The sequence below is a fragment of the Mumia sp. genome (assembly GCF_028803055.1).
GTDB lineage: Bacteria > Actinomycetota > Actinomycetes > Propionibacteriales > Nocardioidaceae > Mumia.
This window is the reverse complement of the sequence record NZ_JARBCJ010000075.1, coordinates 1-14,394: the sequence shown is the minus strand read 5'-3', so window position 1 is coordinate 14,394 and position 14,394 is coordinate 1. Positions and strand designations below refer to the sequence as shown.

The following is a 14,394-nucleotide window of genomic DNA, read 5'->3' as shown; positions in this document are numbered from 1 at the left end:
CGCGCGCACCCGAGACGACCGGGTCTCGCCGGCTGCAGTCGTCTCCCTCGTCGCCGCGCTCGGTGCGGCGACCTTCGCCGGGTGCGCCGTCGCCACCCTCGACGCTGGACGCGCGGCGACCGCAGCCGAGGCTGCCGGTGCAGACCTCCGGGTCTCCGGATCCTCGCTCGACCCGGAGAGGGTGGCAGAGCTCTCGCGTCTCGCCGACGTGCGGGCCTCGGTGACCTTGACGGACGGGTCGGACGTGAGCGTGCGGTCGGGCACGACTGCCTACGCGACGCGCGTTCTCACCGACGCCCTCGCGCTCGAGGACGTCCAGCGCGACGTGCCCGGGGCCGTCCCGGGTGTCGATCGACTGGCGGCTCCGATCGACGGTCGCGTGCCGGTCGTCGTGTCCCAGGCGCTCGCCGACAGCCTCGAGGGAGAGCGAGACGTCACCGTCGACCGTGTCCCGTCCCGCGTCGTGGCCGTCGGGCCCGCGCGCCTGGCCGGTGTCCCCGACCAGCTCTGGGTCCTCGCCGACCGTGATGCCCTGGGCGACGAGCGCCCCGAGTACGATCCGGTCCTCTCCGTTCTCTCCTCGACGACCGGCGCGCCACCGCCCGCGCTCGCGCGTCGGGCCGCGAGGCTGTTCCCCGACGCCACGGTCACGACGCCCGCCAGGGAGGAGACGGTCCTCGCGGAGAACCCGGTCGTCGCTGGTGTCGACGTGGTCGCCGGGGTAGCTGCCGCGATGGCAGCCCTGCTCGTGGGCGTGACGGTCGTCATGGCCCTGGTGGCCGGTGCCGCCTCCCGCACGCGTGACCTCGCGGTGGTGCGCGCGCTCGGCCTCGCCGCGCGACGCGCCCGGGTGCTTCCCCTGTGGGAGGTCGGTCTGCTCGTCGTCGTCGCAGGAGCGGTCGGTGCGGTAGTGGGCGTCGTGCTGCCGCTGCTCCTCCTGGGCGCCATCGACCTGCACCCTGTCACCGGCGGCGACGCGCGGCCGCCGACGACGTTCCCGGTGCTCTGGTTGGCCCTCGTCGCGGTGGGCGCTCTGCTCGTCACCGTCGCCGGGGCGCTCCTCGCCGCCGAAGGATCCGCGCGCAGGGAGCTGACCAGCTCGCTCAGGATGATGGGAGAGGCATCTGAGGTGACCACAGCCGAGACAGCCGCGGCAGGCGGGGCGATCGTGTGCTCCGACCTCGTCCGCGTCTTCAGCACGCGTGGCGTCGAGGTGCAGGCGTTGCAAGGGTTGAGCCTGCACGTCGACGCCGGGTCGGTCGTGGCCGTGGTCGGTGCGTCGGGTTCCGGGAAGTCCACGCTGCTGGGGATCCTCTCCGGACTCGACGTCCCCACCGCGGGCCGCGCCGTGGTCGCGGACCACGACCTGCTGTCGATGGGGCGGAGCGAACGCGTCCGGTTCCGACGGAACAGTGTCGGGTTCGTGTGGCAGCAGACCGCACGCAACCTCCTCCCGTACCTCACCGCGGGCGAGAATGTCTCGCTCGTGGGAGCCGTGGGGCGTCAGTCCTCACGACGGCGGGCGGTGCTCGCCGACGAGCTGCTCGAGCTCCTCGGCGTCGCCGACTGCCGCGACCGCCGGCCCCCCGCTCTCTCGGGCGGCCAGCAGCAGCGCGTGGCGATCGCCCGCGCTCTGGTCGGTCCCCGCCGCGTCCTGCTGGCCGACGAGCCGACCGGCGAGCTCGACGACGCGGCGAGCGCGGAGGTCCTCGGGGCGATGAACGACGTGAGCCGGGAGCGAGGGACGACGGTCCTGATCGTCACCCACGACGCGACGGTGACCGAGCACGTGAGCCGGACGGTGCAGATCCGCGACGGACGTACGTCGACGGAGGTCCTTCGACGCGCATCCGTCGACGAGAGCGGGGAGGACACCGTGATCGCTGAGGAGTACGCCGTTCTCGACCGTGTCGGGCGTCTGCAGCTGCCCGACGAGTTCACCCGTGCGCTCGACCTGCGGCACCGGGTCCGCCTCGCGCTCGAGAGCGACCACGTGGGTGTCTGGCCGGGCGAGCGTCACGGCACCGAGGGCGCCGACGACCGCGGACCGCGTACGAACGGCGACGGGGGTGCCCGATGAGTGCGCAGCCCGCGGTCCGCGCGGACGCGGCCGGCCGGGTCTTCTGGACCCCTGCCGGCGAGGTGCACGCCTGCAAGGGCGTGACGCTCGAGGCGCGCCCCGGCGAGCTCGTCGTCGTCCGCGGTCCCTCGGGCTCGGGCAAGACGACCCTGCTCAACCTGCTGGGTGGCCTGGACCGTCCCACCTCCGGGCGCGTCGAGCTCGTCGGCACCGACACAGCGACCGCGACGGAGGACGAGCTGCTTCGCCTGCGCAGGGACGCGGTGGGGTTCGTCTTCCAGTCCTTCGGCCTGCTCCCCGTCCTGACCGCCGTGGAGAACGTGGAGGTCCCGCTGCGGATCCGTAGGGTCGACGCGGCGGAGCGAGGACGACGCGTCGAGGAGACGCTGGCTGCCGTCGGACTGGCCGACCACGGCCGACAGCGGCCGGACGAGCTGTCGGGAGGCCAGCAGCAGCGGGTCGCGGTCGCCCGGGCGCTGGTCGCCGAGCCGGCTCTGCTCATCGCGGACGAACCCACCGGCCAGCTCGACAGCCGTACCGCTGCCTCCGTCATGGACCTGATCGTCGAGCTGGTGCACCGGCGAGGGATCGCGGCGGTCGTCGCGACCCACGACCCGCTGCTCGTCGAGCGCGCCGACCGGGTTCTCACGCTGCGCGGCGGGACGGTGGTCGGTGCCCCGGTCGGTGCGCCCGGCAACGACGAAGCCGTGACCGGTCGGGGACCGGTCACGGCTCCGGACGGCGGAGGTGGCGGGATTTGAACCCGCGAGAGGTTTTATCCTCAACCCGCTTAGCAGGCGGGCGCACTAGGCCACTATGCGACACCTCCGAGGGTGCCGCTCAAGGCTACTAGGTCACGCGTCGGCCGAACCAGTCGGGGGCGGGCCTCACTCGGCGGGCGGCAGCGGGCGGTATCCGTGCGAGCTGTCCAGCCGCGCCCTGATCTCACGCTGGACCTCCAGCGCGCGGGCACCGAACAGCATCAGCGGCAGCTCGGTCGTACGCGCGTGCTCGAGGCCGATGACCAACGTCGGGGTGCCCTCGGCCGACGGCTTGTCGTCAACACGCTCGACCTGGCTCCACAGCGCCTGACGCACACCGACTCCGCGGACACGGTGGACCTGATAACCCGTGGGGGTCAGCGTGAGCAGGCGCGGCGGCCACCGCAGCGCCGCCAGCGACGCGACGACCAGCAGCCCGACGAGGACGGAGGCGACGACTCCCCAGATCGCGGCGTCACCGCCGATCGTGAGGAGCACGGCCGCGACGACGGCGCCGACCGCGGCGACCATCATGCGGATGCCGAAGAGCCTCAGCGCCAGGAACAGCGTGAGGCGGTACGTGGAAGATCTCGTCGTCTCATTCATGGAGCAGAGGGGGCGGGATTCGAACCCGCGGCTGACATCGCTGCCAGCGACCGCTTTCAAGGCGGTTCCGATCGGCCACTCCGGCACCCCTCCTCGACGCCGTGCGCGCACGACGCCGAGTCGATTGTCGCACCCGCGCGCGGCGGGCTCGACCGGCGGATCCCTACTTGAGCGCCGCGAAGCGAGGTGGCTCGGGACGGACGAAGGTGTCGCCGTCGCGGCGTGCGGCCCGGCGGCCCGAGCGGGACGTCGACCCGGGATCGAGTGCGCGGATCGCGAGGCCGAGGCCGAGGCCGAGGATCGCGGAGTACAGCGTGGAGAGCGCGACGTAGGTCGTGTCGGCGTTCGGGGACCCGAGCGCCGTCGCCATCACGGCCGTGCCGACGACGCCGAACGCGCACATCCACCAGCCCTGGCGCCGGTTGGACCGGGTGCTGACCCCCCAGACGAGGGCAGGGAACCCGATCAGCACCTCGGTCGGCCGGGGCACGCCGCCGATCGTCTCGCGCAGCCAGACCACCGCGTCGTCGATCGCCTCGACGACCCCGGGAGAGCCGTACGAGCGGACGATCGTCCCGTAGACGAGCAGCACCGCGACCAGTCCGGCGCCACCGACGATGAGCGCGACGCCTCGGCGCCCCAGACCGTGGAGGCCGGCCCCGAGGCTCCAGACGATGCCGAACGTGGCGGCGAGCGCGGCACCGAGGACCAGGAGGTAGTAGCGCTGGTAGACCAGCGGGGCGTTCCAGGCGGCGACGGCGACCGCGGCGCTCGTCGCGACCACGAGCGCGATCGTGTACTCCCGGACGACCGCCGACACCGACTCGGCCGGACGGGTCATCAGGACGGCGAGCACGGCGCCGAAGGTCGCGGTCAGGACGGAGGCGGCTGCCATCGCCCACGACCACTCGGTGAGGAGGGCGATCGCGCTGAGGATGGCGACGAGCGTGGCCCAGAGAGCGCTGCGGCCCCCGCTGCGGCGGGCGACCCCGGCGGTGAAGACGACGGCGAGGAGCGCAGCCCCGTAGCGGGCATAGCCGTCGGGAAACCCGACGGCCGCCACCGAGGTGAGAGCGACGGCGAAGCCCGCGAGCCAGGCGAGGAAGAGTCCGCTGACCCCCGCCGCGCGCAACGCCTTCATGCTGAAGCGCGGCTCTCGCACGGGCGGGATGTAGCTGATGGTGTCGGCGCTGCGGCGCGGTGCGGCGCGGCGTCCTCCTGCGGTGCTCACGGCGTCGCTCCCTGGTGGCCGTCGGTGGCCGTCGGCGAGACCGGCGCGGCGATGCGGCGGTTGGCGAGCGACGGGTTGGTCGCGCGGGCGCCCTCGAGGCGCTCGGTCGAGAGGGACGCGCGTACGACTGTGGGCTCCTCGCCCGCGGACGCGACGACCACGCCGAGCGGGTCGACGACCATGCTGAGGCCGACGTACTTCCCGCACTGGTCGGCGGCCACGACGTCGATGGTGTTCTCGATCGCCCGCGCGCGCAGCAGGGTGGTCCAGTGGTCCTCCTTGAGAGGACCTCGCACCCAGGCGGCGGGGACGCAGAGCACGTCGGCGCCGGCGTCGACGAGCATCCGCGCCATCTCGGGGAACCGGAGGTCGTAGCAGGTCATCAACCCGACCCGTCGACCCGCGACCTCGAGGACGGCCGGCGCGATCTCGCCCGCGGCGAGGCGCTCGGACTCGGCGTACCCGAACGAGTCGTAGAGGTGGATCTTGCGGTACGAGGCAGCGAGGCTGCCGTCGGGGGCGAAGGCCAGGAGCACGTTGTACGGCAGACCCGGGCCGCCCGCCGATGCTGGACGCGCCTCGAACCCTCCGCCGACCACGTACGCGCCCAGCCGGCGCGCGTGCGCTGCCAGGAGCTCCGCGAACGGCCCGTCCAGCGGCTCCGCGACCGCGCTCAGGTCGAGGGACCCGTCACCGAAGTCGTGCATCGTCGCCTCGGGGAGGACGACGAGGTCGAGTCCGTCGTGCGGACCGAGCGTGCCGAGGACGTCGTCGACCAACGTGCGGTTCGTCGCGGCGTCGGTCGTCGCGCTCAGCTGGACGAGGGCGACCTGCATACGTCCATCTTTGCAGCCGACCCCCAGGCTCCGGCAGGGTGAGGTGCGTGACCGACGCGAGGAGCTCGCCCGAGCGGTCGCCACACGACGTGCCCTACGACGCGATCGTGCTGGCGGGCGGCGCGTCCAGGCGCTTCGGCTCCGACAAGCTCGGCGTCCTCGTCGAGGGCGTCCCTCTGCTCGACCGTGCGCTGCTCGCGGTGTCGGAGGCCGAGCGGCGGGTCGTCGTCGGTCCCCGTCGGGTCACTGCGGTCGACGTCGAGTGGGTGCGCGAGGAGCCCCCCGGCTCGGGGCCGGCGAACGCCGTCGCCGCCGGGCTCCGTCGGTGCGCGGCGCCGTACGTCGTGCTCCTCGCGGGCGACCTTCCCTACGTCGCTGCCGGCACCGTCGACCGTCTCCTCGGCGCGATCGCTGCCGACCGGGACTTTGCGGGAGCGATGCTCGTCGACGACGACGGACGCACCCAGCAGCTGTGCAGCGCCTGGCACCGTGACGCCCTGGAGGGCGCGTCCGCCCGCCGCCCGGACTGGGTCGACGTGTCGATGCGGACCCTCGTCGAGCCGCTCCGGGTGAGTCAGATCGCGTCGTCGGGGCGGGAGGCGCGAGACATCGACCGCCCTGAGGACATAACGTCGGACCCATGAGCCTGCAGGACTGGACCGACGCCGTCTGTGTCGAGCTCGGGATCGAGCCGGACTACGACCTGGACGCCATCCTCGAGACCGCCCGCGACGTGGCCCACGGCGTGGAGCGTCGCGCCGCTCCGGTGACGGCCTTCCTGGTCGGATACGCCGCGGCCACGTCGGGGGGCACCCCCGAGGACCTCGACCGCGCGCTGGACCAGGTGACCGCCCTGGCGACCCGCTGGGAGGAGTAGCCACCGGTACGGTGACGTCATGCGTGCCGTGGTCGTGAAGGAGCCCGGAGGGCCCGAGGCGTTGGTCGTGGTCGACCGTGAGGATCCCGTCGCGGGGCCTGGCGAGGTCGTGGTGGAGGTGGTCGCGGCTGGTGTCAACCGCGCCGACGTCCTCCAGCGGCAGGGGAACTACGCGCCGCCCCCGGGAGCCAGCGACGTGCTCGGGCTCGAGGTCTCCGGCATCGTGCACTCCGTCGGCGACGGGGTCACCCGCTGGCGGACCGGTGATCCTGTGGTCGCCCTGCTCGCCGCAGGCGGGTACGCCGAGAAGGTCGCCGTCCCGCAGGAGCAGGTCGCGCCCCTGCCCGAGGGCATGGACCCGGTCCAGGCCGGCGGGATCATGGAGGTCGCGGCGACCGTCTGGTCCAACGTCTTCATGACGGCCGACCTGCAGCCCGGCGAGCGTCTGCTCGTCCACGGTGGCGCCTCCGGGATCGGCACGATGGCGATCCAGCTCGCCAAGGCCTTCGGGGCGTGGATCGCCGTCACGGCCGGCTCTGAGGACAAGCTCACCGCCTGCCGCGAGCTCGGCGCCGACCTGGCGATCAACTACCGGGAGGCCGACTTCGTGGAGGGCATCCGTGCCGCCACCGAGGGCCACGGCGCCGACGTCATCCTCGACAACATGGGTGCCGCCTATCTCCCCCGCAACGTCTCCGCGCTGGCCCGCGACGGCCGGCTCGTCGTCATCGGCCTCCAGGGCGGGGTCAAGGGCGAGCTCAACCTCGGTGCGCTCCTGGCCAAGCGCGCCACGGTCGGTGCGTACGGGCTGCGTGCACGCCCGGTCTCCCAGAAGGGCGAGATCGTCCAGAGCCTGGTCGACAACGTGTGGCCGCTCTTCGTCGACCAGAGCGTCCGTCCCGTGATCCACGACGTCCTCCCGCTGGAGCGCGTCCAGGACGCCCACCGGGTCCTCGACGACTCCGGCAACATCGGCAAGGTCGTGCTCACCCCGTGATCGAGCTCGAGTGCGGCGCGTGGTCGGCGACGGTGGCCACGCACGGGGGTGGACTGGTGGCGCTGCGCCAGCACGGCCGAGACGTCGTGGTGCCTCAGGACGGGGACGGCAGCCACCCGGCGTACAGCGGCGCCGTGCTGGCGCCCTGGCCGAACCGCCTCGAGGACGGGGTCTACACGTTCGAGGGCGTCACGTACGAGGTCCCGATCAACGAGCCCGAGGCTGCGACCGCGCTGCACGGGCTGGTGCACGACATCGCGTGGACGGTCGCCGCCGCGACGCCAGAGAGCGTGCGGCTCACCGTCGAGGTGCCACGCTCTGCGGGATTCCCCTTCACTGTGCGCCTCGACCTCGACTACGTGCTGTCGTCGGGCGGTCTCAACGTCGCGTTGACCGCGACCAACGCCGGTGACGTGGCGGCGCCGTACGGGTGCGGCTTCCATCCGTACCTCGTGCTGGACGAGGGCGACGAGACGCCGCTGTGGATCCCCGCCGAGAGCTATCTCGAGACCACCCCTGTACGCCACCTGCCGCTGCGGCGGAAGGAGGTGGCCGGCAGCCCGTACGACTTCGGGTCGACCCGCCCGCTGGGGAGCACGGTTCTCGACTACGCCTACACCGACCTGCGCCGTGACGAGACCGGCGAGGTCGTGGTCCGCGTCGGCGGGACGGAGGTGCGGTGCGGACCCGGGGTGCTCTGGTTGCAGGCCTACACGCCCGAGGGCCGCGGATCGCTCGCGGTCGAGCCCTGCTCCAGCCCCGCCAACGCCTTCCGGAGCGGGCACGACCTCGTCGTCCTCCAGCCGGGGAGCAGACACGTGCTCACCTGGACGATCCGCCGACCGTGACTACAGTGGACGGCATGTCAGGAGACCCGTTCGAGCGCGCCGAAATCTCTGACCAGCACCGTGTCGTCGGACCCGACGGCCAGGAGGTCGAGCCCGTCGAGAGCGAGGACGAGGGCGGTCACCGCCCGGTCACCGACCTCGTCGAGCAACCCGCGAAGGTCATGCGGATCGGGAGCATGATCCGACAGCTCCTCGAAGAGGTGAAGTCTGCGCCGCTGGACGTGGCCAGTCGGGTCCGGCTCCGGGACATCCACCAGACCTCCATCAAGGAGCTCGAGGACGGGCTCGCGCCGGAGCTGGTGGAGGAGCTGGAGCGCCTGAGTCTCCCGTTCGACAAGGAGACGCCGTCCGAAGACGAGCTCCGGATCGCCCAGGCGCAGCTGGTCGGCTGGCTCGAAGGGCTGTTCCACGGGATCCAGACCGCGATCTACGCCCAGCAGATCGCCGCTCAGTCGCAGCTCCAGCAGATGCGACGAGCGCTGCCGGGGGCTCCGGGCGCCTCGCCACAGGGCCTGCGCCCCGGGATGCCGGGCTATCAGCAGCCCGAGGAGGGCCAGCAGCCCCGCCCGGGGATGTACCTCTGAGAATCTATTCGCTGGCCCAGACCTTGTAGCAGGTGATTCACTGTCCTCTTCGTCGCGCGAAGGGGAGGCCAGATCATGCGCACCAGCTTCAGTCACAGCCGGACCAGCGGTCGACTCGACGCGTCGCTCGATGTCGTGCCGCCCTGCGTGTCGATGCGAGACGTCTACGACACGCTCGCGGATCCGTGCGAGTCGAGGCACGCCTGGAATGGGGCTCGGGACCAGGCGGCCGAGGCCTGTGCCTCCTGCCCGCTGCTCGCCACGTGCCTCTATCGGGCGGTCGTCGAGGGGGACGTCGAGGGCTACGTCGCCTGCACGTTGCCGCAGGAGCGGCACGAGATCCGCAGCCGTCTCGGCATCACGGTGAGCGCTGTGGACACCGACCGGCTCGCCGGACTGCGTCCGACAGACTCGGTGCCGGGTCCCCACGACGTCCTCGCGGCACGGCGCGCGTACCCGAGCGACACCTTCGCCCAGCTCGCCGATCGTCTCGGCTGCTCGGTCTCCACCGTCAAGCGCCGCGTGCGCGAGGCATCGAGTGAGGGCGCCCGGCCGTCTCGCACGGCCGTTCCGAGCGTCGACGCGGTTCTCGACGTCTTCGACGAGGTCGTCGGCAACGCGCCCACCCATGTCGTGGCGAGCCGCGTGCGGAGGCGCCACGTCTCCAGCGGGCAGGGACGGCCCCGGCGGGGTGCCTGTGAGTGGTACTCGGCACCGTCGCCGCACCGGTCGACGGTGACACCCGCGTCAGATACGGTGTGACGCAGGCAACACGTACCTGGTTCCCGCTGAGTAACGCCCATCTGCCGGTTGAGTATTTGCGCGCTGATTCGTGCTTTGTCGCACCTGTTTGACTCCTTGCATCTCGTAGCTCGAAGGGGATGCAAAGATCATGCGCACCGGCTCCACTCAGAACCCGTCCACCCGCCGTCAGGTCGACGCATCGCTCGACGTCGTCCCGCCCTGCGCGACGATGGCCGACGTCTACGACACGCTCTCCGTCCCGCTCGAGGACGTCTCGAGCTCCGGTGAGTCGTGGGACGCCTGGCAGGCGGCTCATGACAAGGCGGCCGAGGCATGTGCCTCCTGCCCCCTCCTCGTCCAGTGCCTCTATCGGGCCGTGGTCGACGGAGAGGTTGCCGGGTACGTGGCCTGCACCTCGCCGCAGGAGCGCCACGAGATCCGCAACCGTCTCGGCATCACGGTGGGCAATCCCGACATCGACCGCATCGCGGGCGTCCGTACGGCGGGCTCACCGGTCGATCACGAGGCGGTCCTGGCGGCGCGGCGGGCCAACCCGAGCGACACGTTCGCCCAGCTCGCCGAGCGCCTCGGGTGCTCGCTGTCCACCGTCAAGCGGCACCTTCGGCAGGCCTCGAGCCGGCCCCGTCAAGCGGGTGCGCGCCACGCTCGCACGGCACCGCCCAGTGTCGACGAGGTGCTCGACGTGTTCGACGAGGTCGTCGGCCACGCACCGATCTGTGCGTTGACCGCCTGATTCCCGGTGGCCGGCCGCGCACGGGGGCGGCCGGCCCAGCGGGACCTCAGAGGTACTTCTCGAGCTCCCGCACGACGCCGTCGTTCTCGACCGTCTCGGTGACGTCGTCGGCCACCGCCTGGACGTGCAGCGGAGCGTGCCCCATCGCGACGCCTCGGCCGGCCCACTCGAGCATCTCGACGTCGTTGGAGCCGTCGCCGATCGCCAGCACGTCGGCGCGGTCGACACCCAGCTCGGCGCACACGTGCTCCAGACCGGCCGCCTTGGAGACGCCCTCCGGCGCCAGGTCGAGCCAGGCCGTGTAACCGACGTAGTAGTTCGTACCCTCCAGGCCCAACGAGTGCGCGAGCTCGGCGAACTCCTCCGCCGAGGAGTCGGGGCTGCGGACGATCACGCGGGTGACCGGCTCGGCGATGAGGTCCTCGATCGGCTCGTGAGCGATCTCGCCACCCAGCTCCCCGTCGGGGAACGGCTTGTTCATGCGGAAGCCGACGCCCACGTTCTCCACGGCCACGGCGGCCTCCGGCACCTCCGCCATCAGAGCGCGCACGGCCGGGCCGGCGTCGAAGGTGACGGTGTGGAGGATCGTGATCGGATCGTAGGAGAACACCACGGAGCCGTTGCTGGCGACCGCGAGGCCCTCGGTGAACCCGAGCTTCTGGACCGCGTCCATGACGCCGGAGACGGAGCGGCCGGTCGAGATCACGCAGTGCATCCCGGCCTCGGCGGTCGCGCGGACCGCCTGGCGTACGGCGTCGGTCATCTCGTTGTCGTAGTCGACGATCGTGCCGTCCACGTCCAGGGCCACGATGCGTGGCCTCCAGGTCGTGGCGGCGCCGTCGGTGGTGTGCGAGGTCAACGTCAAGACAGCGGCTCCAAGATCTCTCGGCCTGCGAGGTAGGGCTGCAGCGCCACGGGGACCCGGACTGACCCGTCGGCCTGCTGGTGGTTTTCGAGGAGGGCGATGATCGTCCGGGTCGACGCCATCAACGTGCCGTTGAGAGTCGCCAGCGGGGTGACCTGCTCGCCGTCACGCATGCGGATGCCGAGACGGCGCGCCTGGAAGCTGGTGCAGTTGGAGGCGGAGGTCAGCTCGCGGTACTTGCCTTGGGTGGGGATCCACGCCTCGCAGTCGAACTTGCGGATCGCCGAGAGACCGAGGTCGCCGGCCGCCACGTCGATCACGCGGTACGGGAGCTCGAGCGCGTTGAGCCAGTCCTGCTCGTGGGCCAGCAGCTCCTCGTGGACCGCGTAGGAGTCCTCGGGTGTCGCGTAGACGAACATCTCCACCTTGTCGAACCAGTGCACCCGGAAGATGCCCCGGGTGTCCTTGCCGTACGAGCCTGCCTCGCGGCGGTAGCACGGGCTGAACCCGGCGTAACGGCGCGGCAAAGACTCGGCGTCGAGGATCTCGTCGGAGTGGTACGCCGCGAGCGGCACCTCCGACGTGCCGACGAGGTAGAGGTCGTCCTTCTCGAGGTGGTAGACGTCGTCGGCGGCCTGCCCGAGGAATCCGGTCCCCTCCATGGCGGACGGCTTCACCAGCGCCGGCGGGATCATCGGAGTGAAGCCCCACGCCGTCGCGCGGTCCATCGCCATCTGGACCAGAGCCAGCTCGAGCTGGGCGCCGATGCCGGTGAGGAAGTAGAAGCGGGCACCGCTCACCTTGGCGCCCCGCTCGATGTCGAAGGCGCCGAGGCGCTTGCCGATCTCGATGTGGTCGAGCGGCGTGAAGCCCTCGGCGGCGAAGTCGCGCGGCTTCCCGACGGTCTCGCGGACCACGAAGTCGTCCTCGCCGCCGGGGGGCGACTCCGGCGCGGCGAGGTTGGGGAGCGTCGCGAGCAGCGTGTCGAAGAGGCGACCGGCCTCACCGGACGCGGCGTCGGCCTCCTTGACCTGGGCGGAGAGCTCCCGGGTGCGAGCGAGGATCTCGGCCTTCTCGTCACCGGTGGCGCGGGCAACCTGCTTGCCGAGCTGCTTCTGCTCGGCACGGAGCGCCTCGTACCGGCCGATCGCCGATCGACGGGCCTCGTCGGCCGCGATGAGCTCGTCGACGACAGCCTCAGACTCGCCACGGCGGCGCTGGGCGGCGCGGATCTCGTCAGGGTTGTCACGGAGCGTACGAACGTCGATCATTCCCCAAGCCTATCGGCGGGCCGGACACGACTACCCTGATCGGGTGCCGATCGACCTCCGCCGCGCCCGTCCGGCGCGCCCAGTCCTCGTGCCCGCGCTGGTCGGCCTCCTGGTCGCCGTCTTCGTCGGGCTCACCGCCGCCGTCTGGTGGGAGTGGGCTCCTCTGCTGGATCTCGACCAGGCGGTCGCCGACGCCGCGCACGACGCGGTCGCGGGCCGGGAGATGCTGATCGACACCCTGCTGTGGGTCGCCGACGGTCTCGGGCCGTGGACGCTGCGCATCGTGATGGGGCTGACCGTCCTGGTCGCGGTGTGGCGCAGGGCCTATCGCCTCGCGGTGTGGATCGCGCTGACGATCGCGGTCCAGTTCACCGCCGTGTACGTCATCAAGCGGACCGTGGACCGGTCGAGGCCGGCCTTCGACGACCCCTTCCAGACGCTCACCTCGTACTCGTTCCCCAGCGGGCACGCCACCGCAGGCGCGACGTTCTCGACGGTCATGGTGATCGTGACGCTGCTCCTGATGCGTCGCGGTCTGCTGCGCAAGGCCGTCATCACGATCTGGATCCTCCTCGGCCTCGCCGCCGGCCTGGACCGCATCTTCCTGGGTGTCCACTACCTGTCCGACGTGGTGGCCGGCTTCGCCCTCGGGACCGCGATCCCGCTCGCGCTGTGGTGGCTGCTGATGCGGCCCGTGTTCGCCGTGGAGGAGCCGTCGCACCCCGGCGTCTCGGGCACCGGACGACGCCAGGTCGGCGTGGTGCTCAACCCGGTCAAGGTCGGCGACGTCGCGGCGTTCCGCGAGCGGGTGGCGGAGGCGGCTGCACGTCACGGCTGGGCCGAGCCGGTGTTCTTCGAGACGACGGTGGACGACCCTGGCGCCGCCCAGGCGGTCGAGGCGCTCGAGGGCGAGGCGGACCTGGTGATCGTCGCGGGGGGCGACGGGACGGTCCGCGAGGCCTGCGGAGAGCTGGCGCGCAGCGGGATCGGCGTGGGCATCGTGCCGCTCGGCACCGGCAACCTTCTCGCACGCAACCTCTCGCTGCCCCTGCACCTGGTCGACGCCATCGACAACGCCTTCACCGGTCAGGACCGCGCGGTCGACGTCGTCCGCCTGCAGATCGACGGGTCGGAGGACAGCACCACCTTCCTCGTGATGGCGGGGGTCGGCTTCGACGCCGCGGTCATGACCGGCACGAACGAGCAGCTGAAGAAGAAGGTCGGCTGGTTGGCCTACGTCGTATCGGGCGCCACGCAGGTGCTCCGCTTCCCCACCACACGGGTGCAGATCGCGGTCGATGGCGGGGCGTTCGTACGGCGCCGAGCCCTGACCGTGATCGTCGGCAACGTCGGCTTCCTGCAAGGGGGCCTTCCCCTGCTGCCGGACGCGCAGATCGACGACGGGGTGCTCGATGTGGTGGCGATCTCGCCACCACACAAGTTCGCGTTCCTCTCCGTCGGGCTGCGCCTGTTCGCCCGCGGCAAGCGCACTGACGAACGCCTCGACCGCATGACGGGGCGCACCGTCACCATCCGTACGGACAGGCCCGCGGCCATGCAGCTCGACGGCGATCCCATCGGTGAGCACACCGAGCTGTGCGCGACCGTGGAGCCCGGCGTCCTGCTGGTCCGCGTGCCGCGCTGAGTCGGAATCCGGTCAGTTGACCAAAGATTACGATCCGGTAACGGATGGTACCGATGGGTTCCGCACGCTGTAACTCACTGTTGAACTCAACTTCGCATGTGATGCAGATCGCATCGTCCTCGGAGGGAGTTCACCATGCCTCAGACCCACCCCGCGCCGAAGGGCCGCACACGGCTCGCGGCCGCGGCCACGGGCGCCGCCCTGGTAGCCGGAGTCGGCGGCCTCGTCATCGCCGGTGCACCGGCTGCGAACGCCGCCGACCAGAACCTCAACAAGAGCTTCAACTACACCTGCC

Annotated in this window: 15 protein-coding genes and 2 tRNA genes; 10 read left to right on the top strand and 7 right to left on the bottom strand. The window is 71.6% G+C overall.

The window, feature by feature from the left end; all coding sequences use genetic code 11:
- On the top strand, positions 1–2,080 hold a 2,080-nt coding region (locus tag PV363_RS09165; protein ID WP_301022170.1), incomplete at its 5' end, for an ABC transporter ATP-binding protein.
- Positions 2,077–2,841 (top strand): ABC transporter ATP-binding protein, encoded by a 765-nt coding sequence (locus tag PV363_RS09160; RefSeq protein WP_301022169.1) that lies wholly within the window; start codon positions 2,077–2,079, stop codon positions 2,839–2,841. The genes PV363_RS09165 and PV363_RS09160, both read left to right, overlap by 4 nt.
- Here PV363_RS09160 and PV363_RS09155 read toward each other — a convergent pair.
- The 5 genes from PV363_RS09155 to PV363_RS09135 form a co-directional block, all read right to left on the bottom strand.
- A tRNA-Ser gene (locus PV363_RS09155) sits at positions 2,823–2,909 on the bottom strand. The genes PV363_RS09160 and PV363_RS09155 overlap by 19 nt on opposite strands.
- A 58-nt stretch (positions 2,910–2,967) precedes the next feature.
- Positions 2,968–3,447 carry a hypothetical protein gene (locus PV363_RS09150; RefSeq protein ID WP_220342948.1) on the bottom strand — a complete coding sequence of 160 codons (480 nt, stop codon included), beginning with the start codon at positions 3,445–3,447 and terminating at the stop codon, positions 2,968–2,970.
- Between the two features lie 4 nt (positions 3,448–3,451).
- A tRNA-Ser gene (locus PV363_RS09145) sits at positions 3,452–3,540 on the bottom strand.
- A 70-nt stretch (positions 3,541–3,610) separates the two neighbouring features.
- The gene (locus tag PV363_RS09140; protein WP_220342950.1) at positions 3,611–4,678 is read right to left on the bottom strand and encodes a hypothetical protein; all 1,068 of its coding nucleotides are present in this window, start codon (positions 4,676–4,678) and stop codon (positions 3,611–3,613) included.
- Entirely contained in the window at positions 4,675–5,514 is an 840-nt protein-coding gene (locus tag PV363_RS09135) for a carbon-nitrogen hydrolase family protein (RefSeq protein WP_220366513.1), read from the bottom strand. Before PV363_RS09135 ends, PV363_RS09140 begins: the two co-directional genes overlap by 4 nt.
- Before the next feature lie 47 nt (positions 5,515–5,561).
- On the opposite strand from PV363_RS09135, the gene PV363_RS09130 reads away from it, so the two are divergent.
- The 7 genes from PV363_RS09130 (at position 5,562) to PV363_RS09100 (ending at position 10,318) form a co-directional block, all read left to right on the top strand.
- Positions 5,562–6,158 (top strand): molybdenum cofactor guanylyltransferase, encoded by a 597-nt coding sequence (locus PV363_RS09130; RefSeq protein ID WP_220342955.1) that lies wholly within the window; start codon positions 5,562–5,564, stop codon positions 6,156–6,158.
- Positions 6,155–6,391 (top strand): DUF6457 domain-containing protein, encoded by a 237-nt coding sequence (locus PV363_RS09125; protein ID WP_220342956.1) that lies wholly within the window; start codon positions 6,155–6,157, stop codon positions 6,389–6,391. Before PV363_RS09130 ends, PV363_RS09125 begins: the two co-directional genes overlap by 4 nt.
- Positions 6,392–6,410: 19 nt before the next feature.
- Positions 6,411–7,388 carry an NAD(P)H-quinone oxidoreductase gene (locus PV363_RS09120; protein ID WP_301022168.1) on the top strand — a complete coding sequence of 326 codons (978 nt, stop codon included), beginning with the start codon at positions 6,411–6,413 and terminating at the stop codon, positions 7,386–7,388.
- Positions 7,385–8,236, top strand: coding sequence for a galactose mutarotase (locus tag PV363_RS09115; RefSeq protein WP_220366511.1), 852 nt, complete (start codon positions 7,385–7,387; stop codon positions 8,234–8,236). Before PV363_RS09120 ends, PV363_RS09115 begins: the two co-directional genes overlap by 4 nt.
- A gap of 14 nt (positions 8,237–8,250) precedes the next feature.
- Entirely contained in the window at positions 8,251–8,820 is a 570-nt protein-coding gene (locus PV363_RS09110; RefSeq protein ID WP_220342960.1) for a bacterial proteasome activator family protein, read from the top strand.
- Between the two features lie 75 nt (positions 8,821–8,895).
- Positions 8,896–9,582 (top strand): WhiB family transcriptional regulator, encoded by a 687-nt coding sequence (locus tag PV363_RS09105; RefSeq protein ID WP_220342962.1) that lies wholly within the window; start codon positions 8,896–8,898, stop codon positions 9,580–9,582.
- Positions 9,583–9,712: 130 nt separating this feature from the next.
- Positions 9,713–10,318 (top strand): winged helix-turn-helix domain-containing protein, encoded by a 606-nt coding sequence (locus PV363_RS09100; RefSeq protein ID WP_220342963.1) that lies wholly within the window; start codon positions 9,713–9,715, stop codon positions 10,316–10,318.
- 46 nt (positions 10,319–10,364) lie between these two features.
- On the opposite strand, the gene PV363_RS09095 is transcribed toward PV363_RS09100, so the two are convergent.
- Positions 10,365–11,183, bottom strand: a complete 819-nt coding sequence (locus PV363_RS09095) for an HAD family hydrolase (RefSeq protein WP_255560577.1) — start codon at positions 11,181–11,183, stop codon at positions 10,365–10,367.
- Positions 11,180–12,454, bottom strand: a complete 1,275-nt coding sequence (serS, locus tag PV363_RS09090) for a serine--tRNA ligase (protein WP_220342964.1) — start codon at positions 12,452–12,454, stop codon at positions 11,180–11,182. Before serS ends, PV363_RS09095 begins: the two co-directional genes overlap by 4 nt.
- A 43-nt stretch (positions 12,455–12,497) precedes the next feature.
- Between serS and PV363_RS09085 the strand changes: the two genes are divergently transcribed.
- The gene (locus PV363_RS09085; RefSeq protein WP_301022167.1) at positions 12,498–14,099 is read left to right on the top strand and encodes a diacylglycerol kinase family protein; all 1,602 of its coding nucleotides are present in this window, start codon (positions 12,498–12,500) and stop codon (positions 14,097–14,099) included.
- Positions 14,100–14,394 lie beyond the last annotated feature (295 nt).

Bases quoted from the DNA above. Each gene is read 5' to 3' on its own strand.
- PV363_RS09160 (WP_301022169.1), top strand. From the start codon at position 2,077: ATGAGTGCGCAGCCCGCGGTCCGCGCGGACGCGGCCGGCCGGGTCTTC.
- PV363_RS09150 (WP_220342948.1), bottom strand. From the start codon at position 3,447: ATGAATGAGACGACGAGATCTTCCACGTACCGCCTCACGCTGTTCCTG.
- PV363_RS09135 (WP_220366513.1), bottom strand. From the start codon at position 5,514: ATGCAGGTCGCCCTCGTCCAGCTGAGCGCGACGACCGACGCCGCGACG.
- PV363_RS09125 (WP_220342956.1), top strand. From the start codon at position 6,155: ATGAGCCTGCAGGACTGGACCGACGCCGTCTGTGTCGAGCTCGGGATC.
- PV363_RS09120 (WP_301022168.1), top strand. From the start codon at position 6,411: ATGCGTGCCGTGGTCGTGAAGGAGCCCGGAGGGCCCGAGGCGTTGGTC.
- PV363_RS09110 (WP_220342960.1), top strand. From the start codon at position 8,251: ATGTCAGGAGACCCGTTCGAGCGCGCCGAAATCTCTGACCAGCACCGT.
- PV363_RS09105 (WP_220342962.1), top strand. From the start codon at position 8,896: ATGCGCACCAGCTTCAGTCACAGCCGGACCAGCGGTCGACTCGACGCG.
- PV363_RS09100 (WP_220342963.1), top strand. From the start codon at position 9,713: ATGCGCACCGGCTCCACTCAGAACCCGTCCACCCGCCGTCAGGTCGAC.
- serS (WP_220342964.1), bottom strand. From the start codon at position 12,454: ATGATCGACGTTCGTACGCTCCGTGACAACCCTGACGAGATCCGCGCC.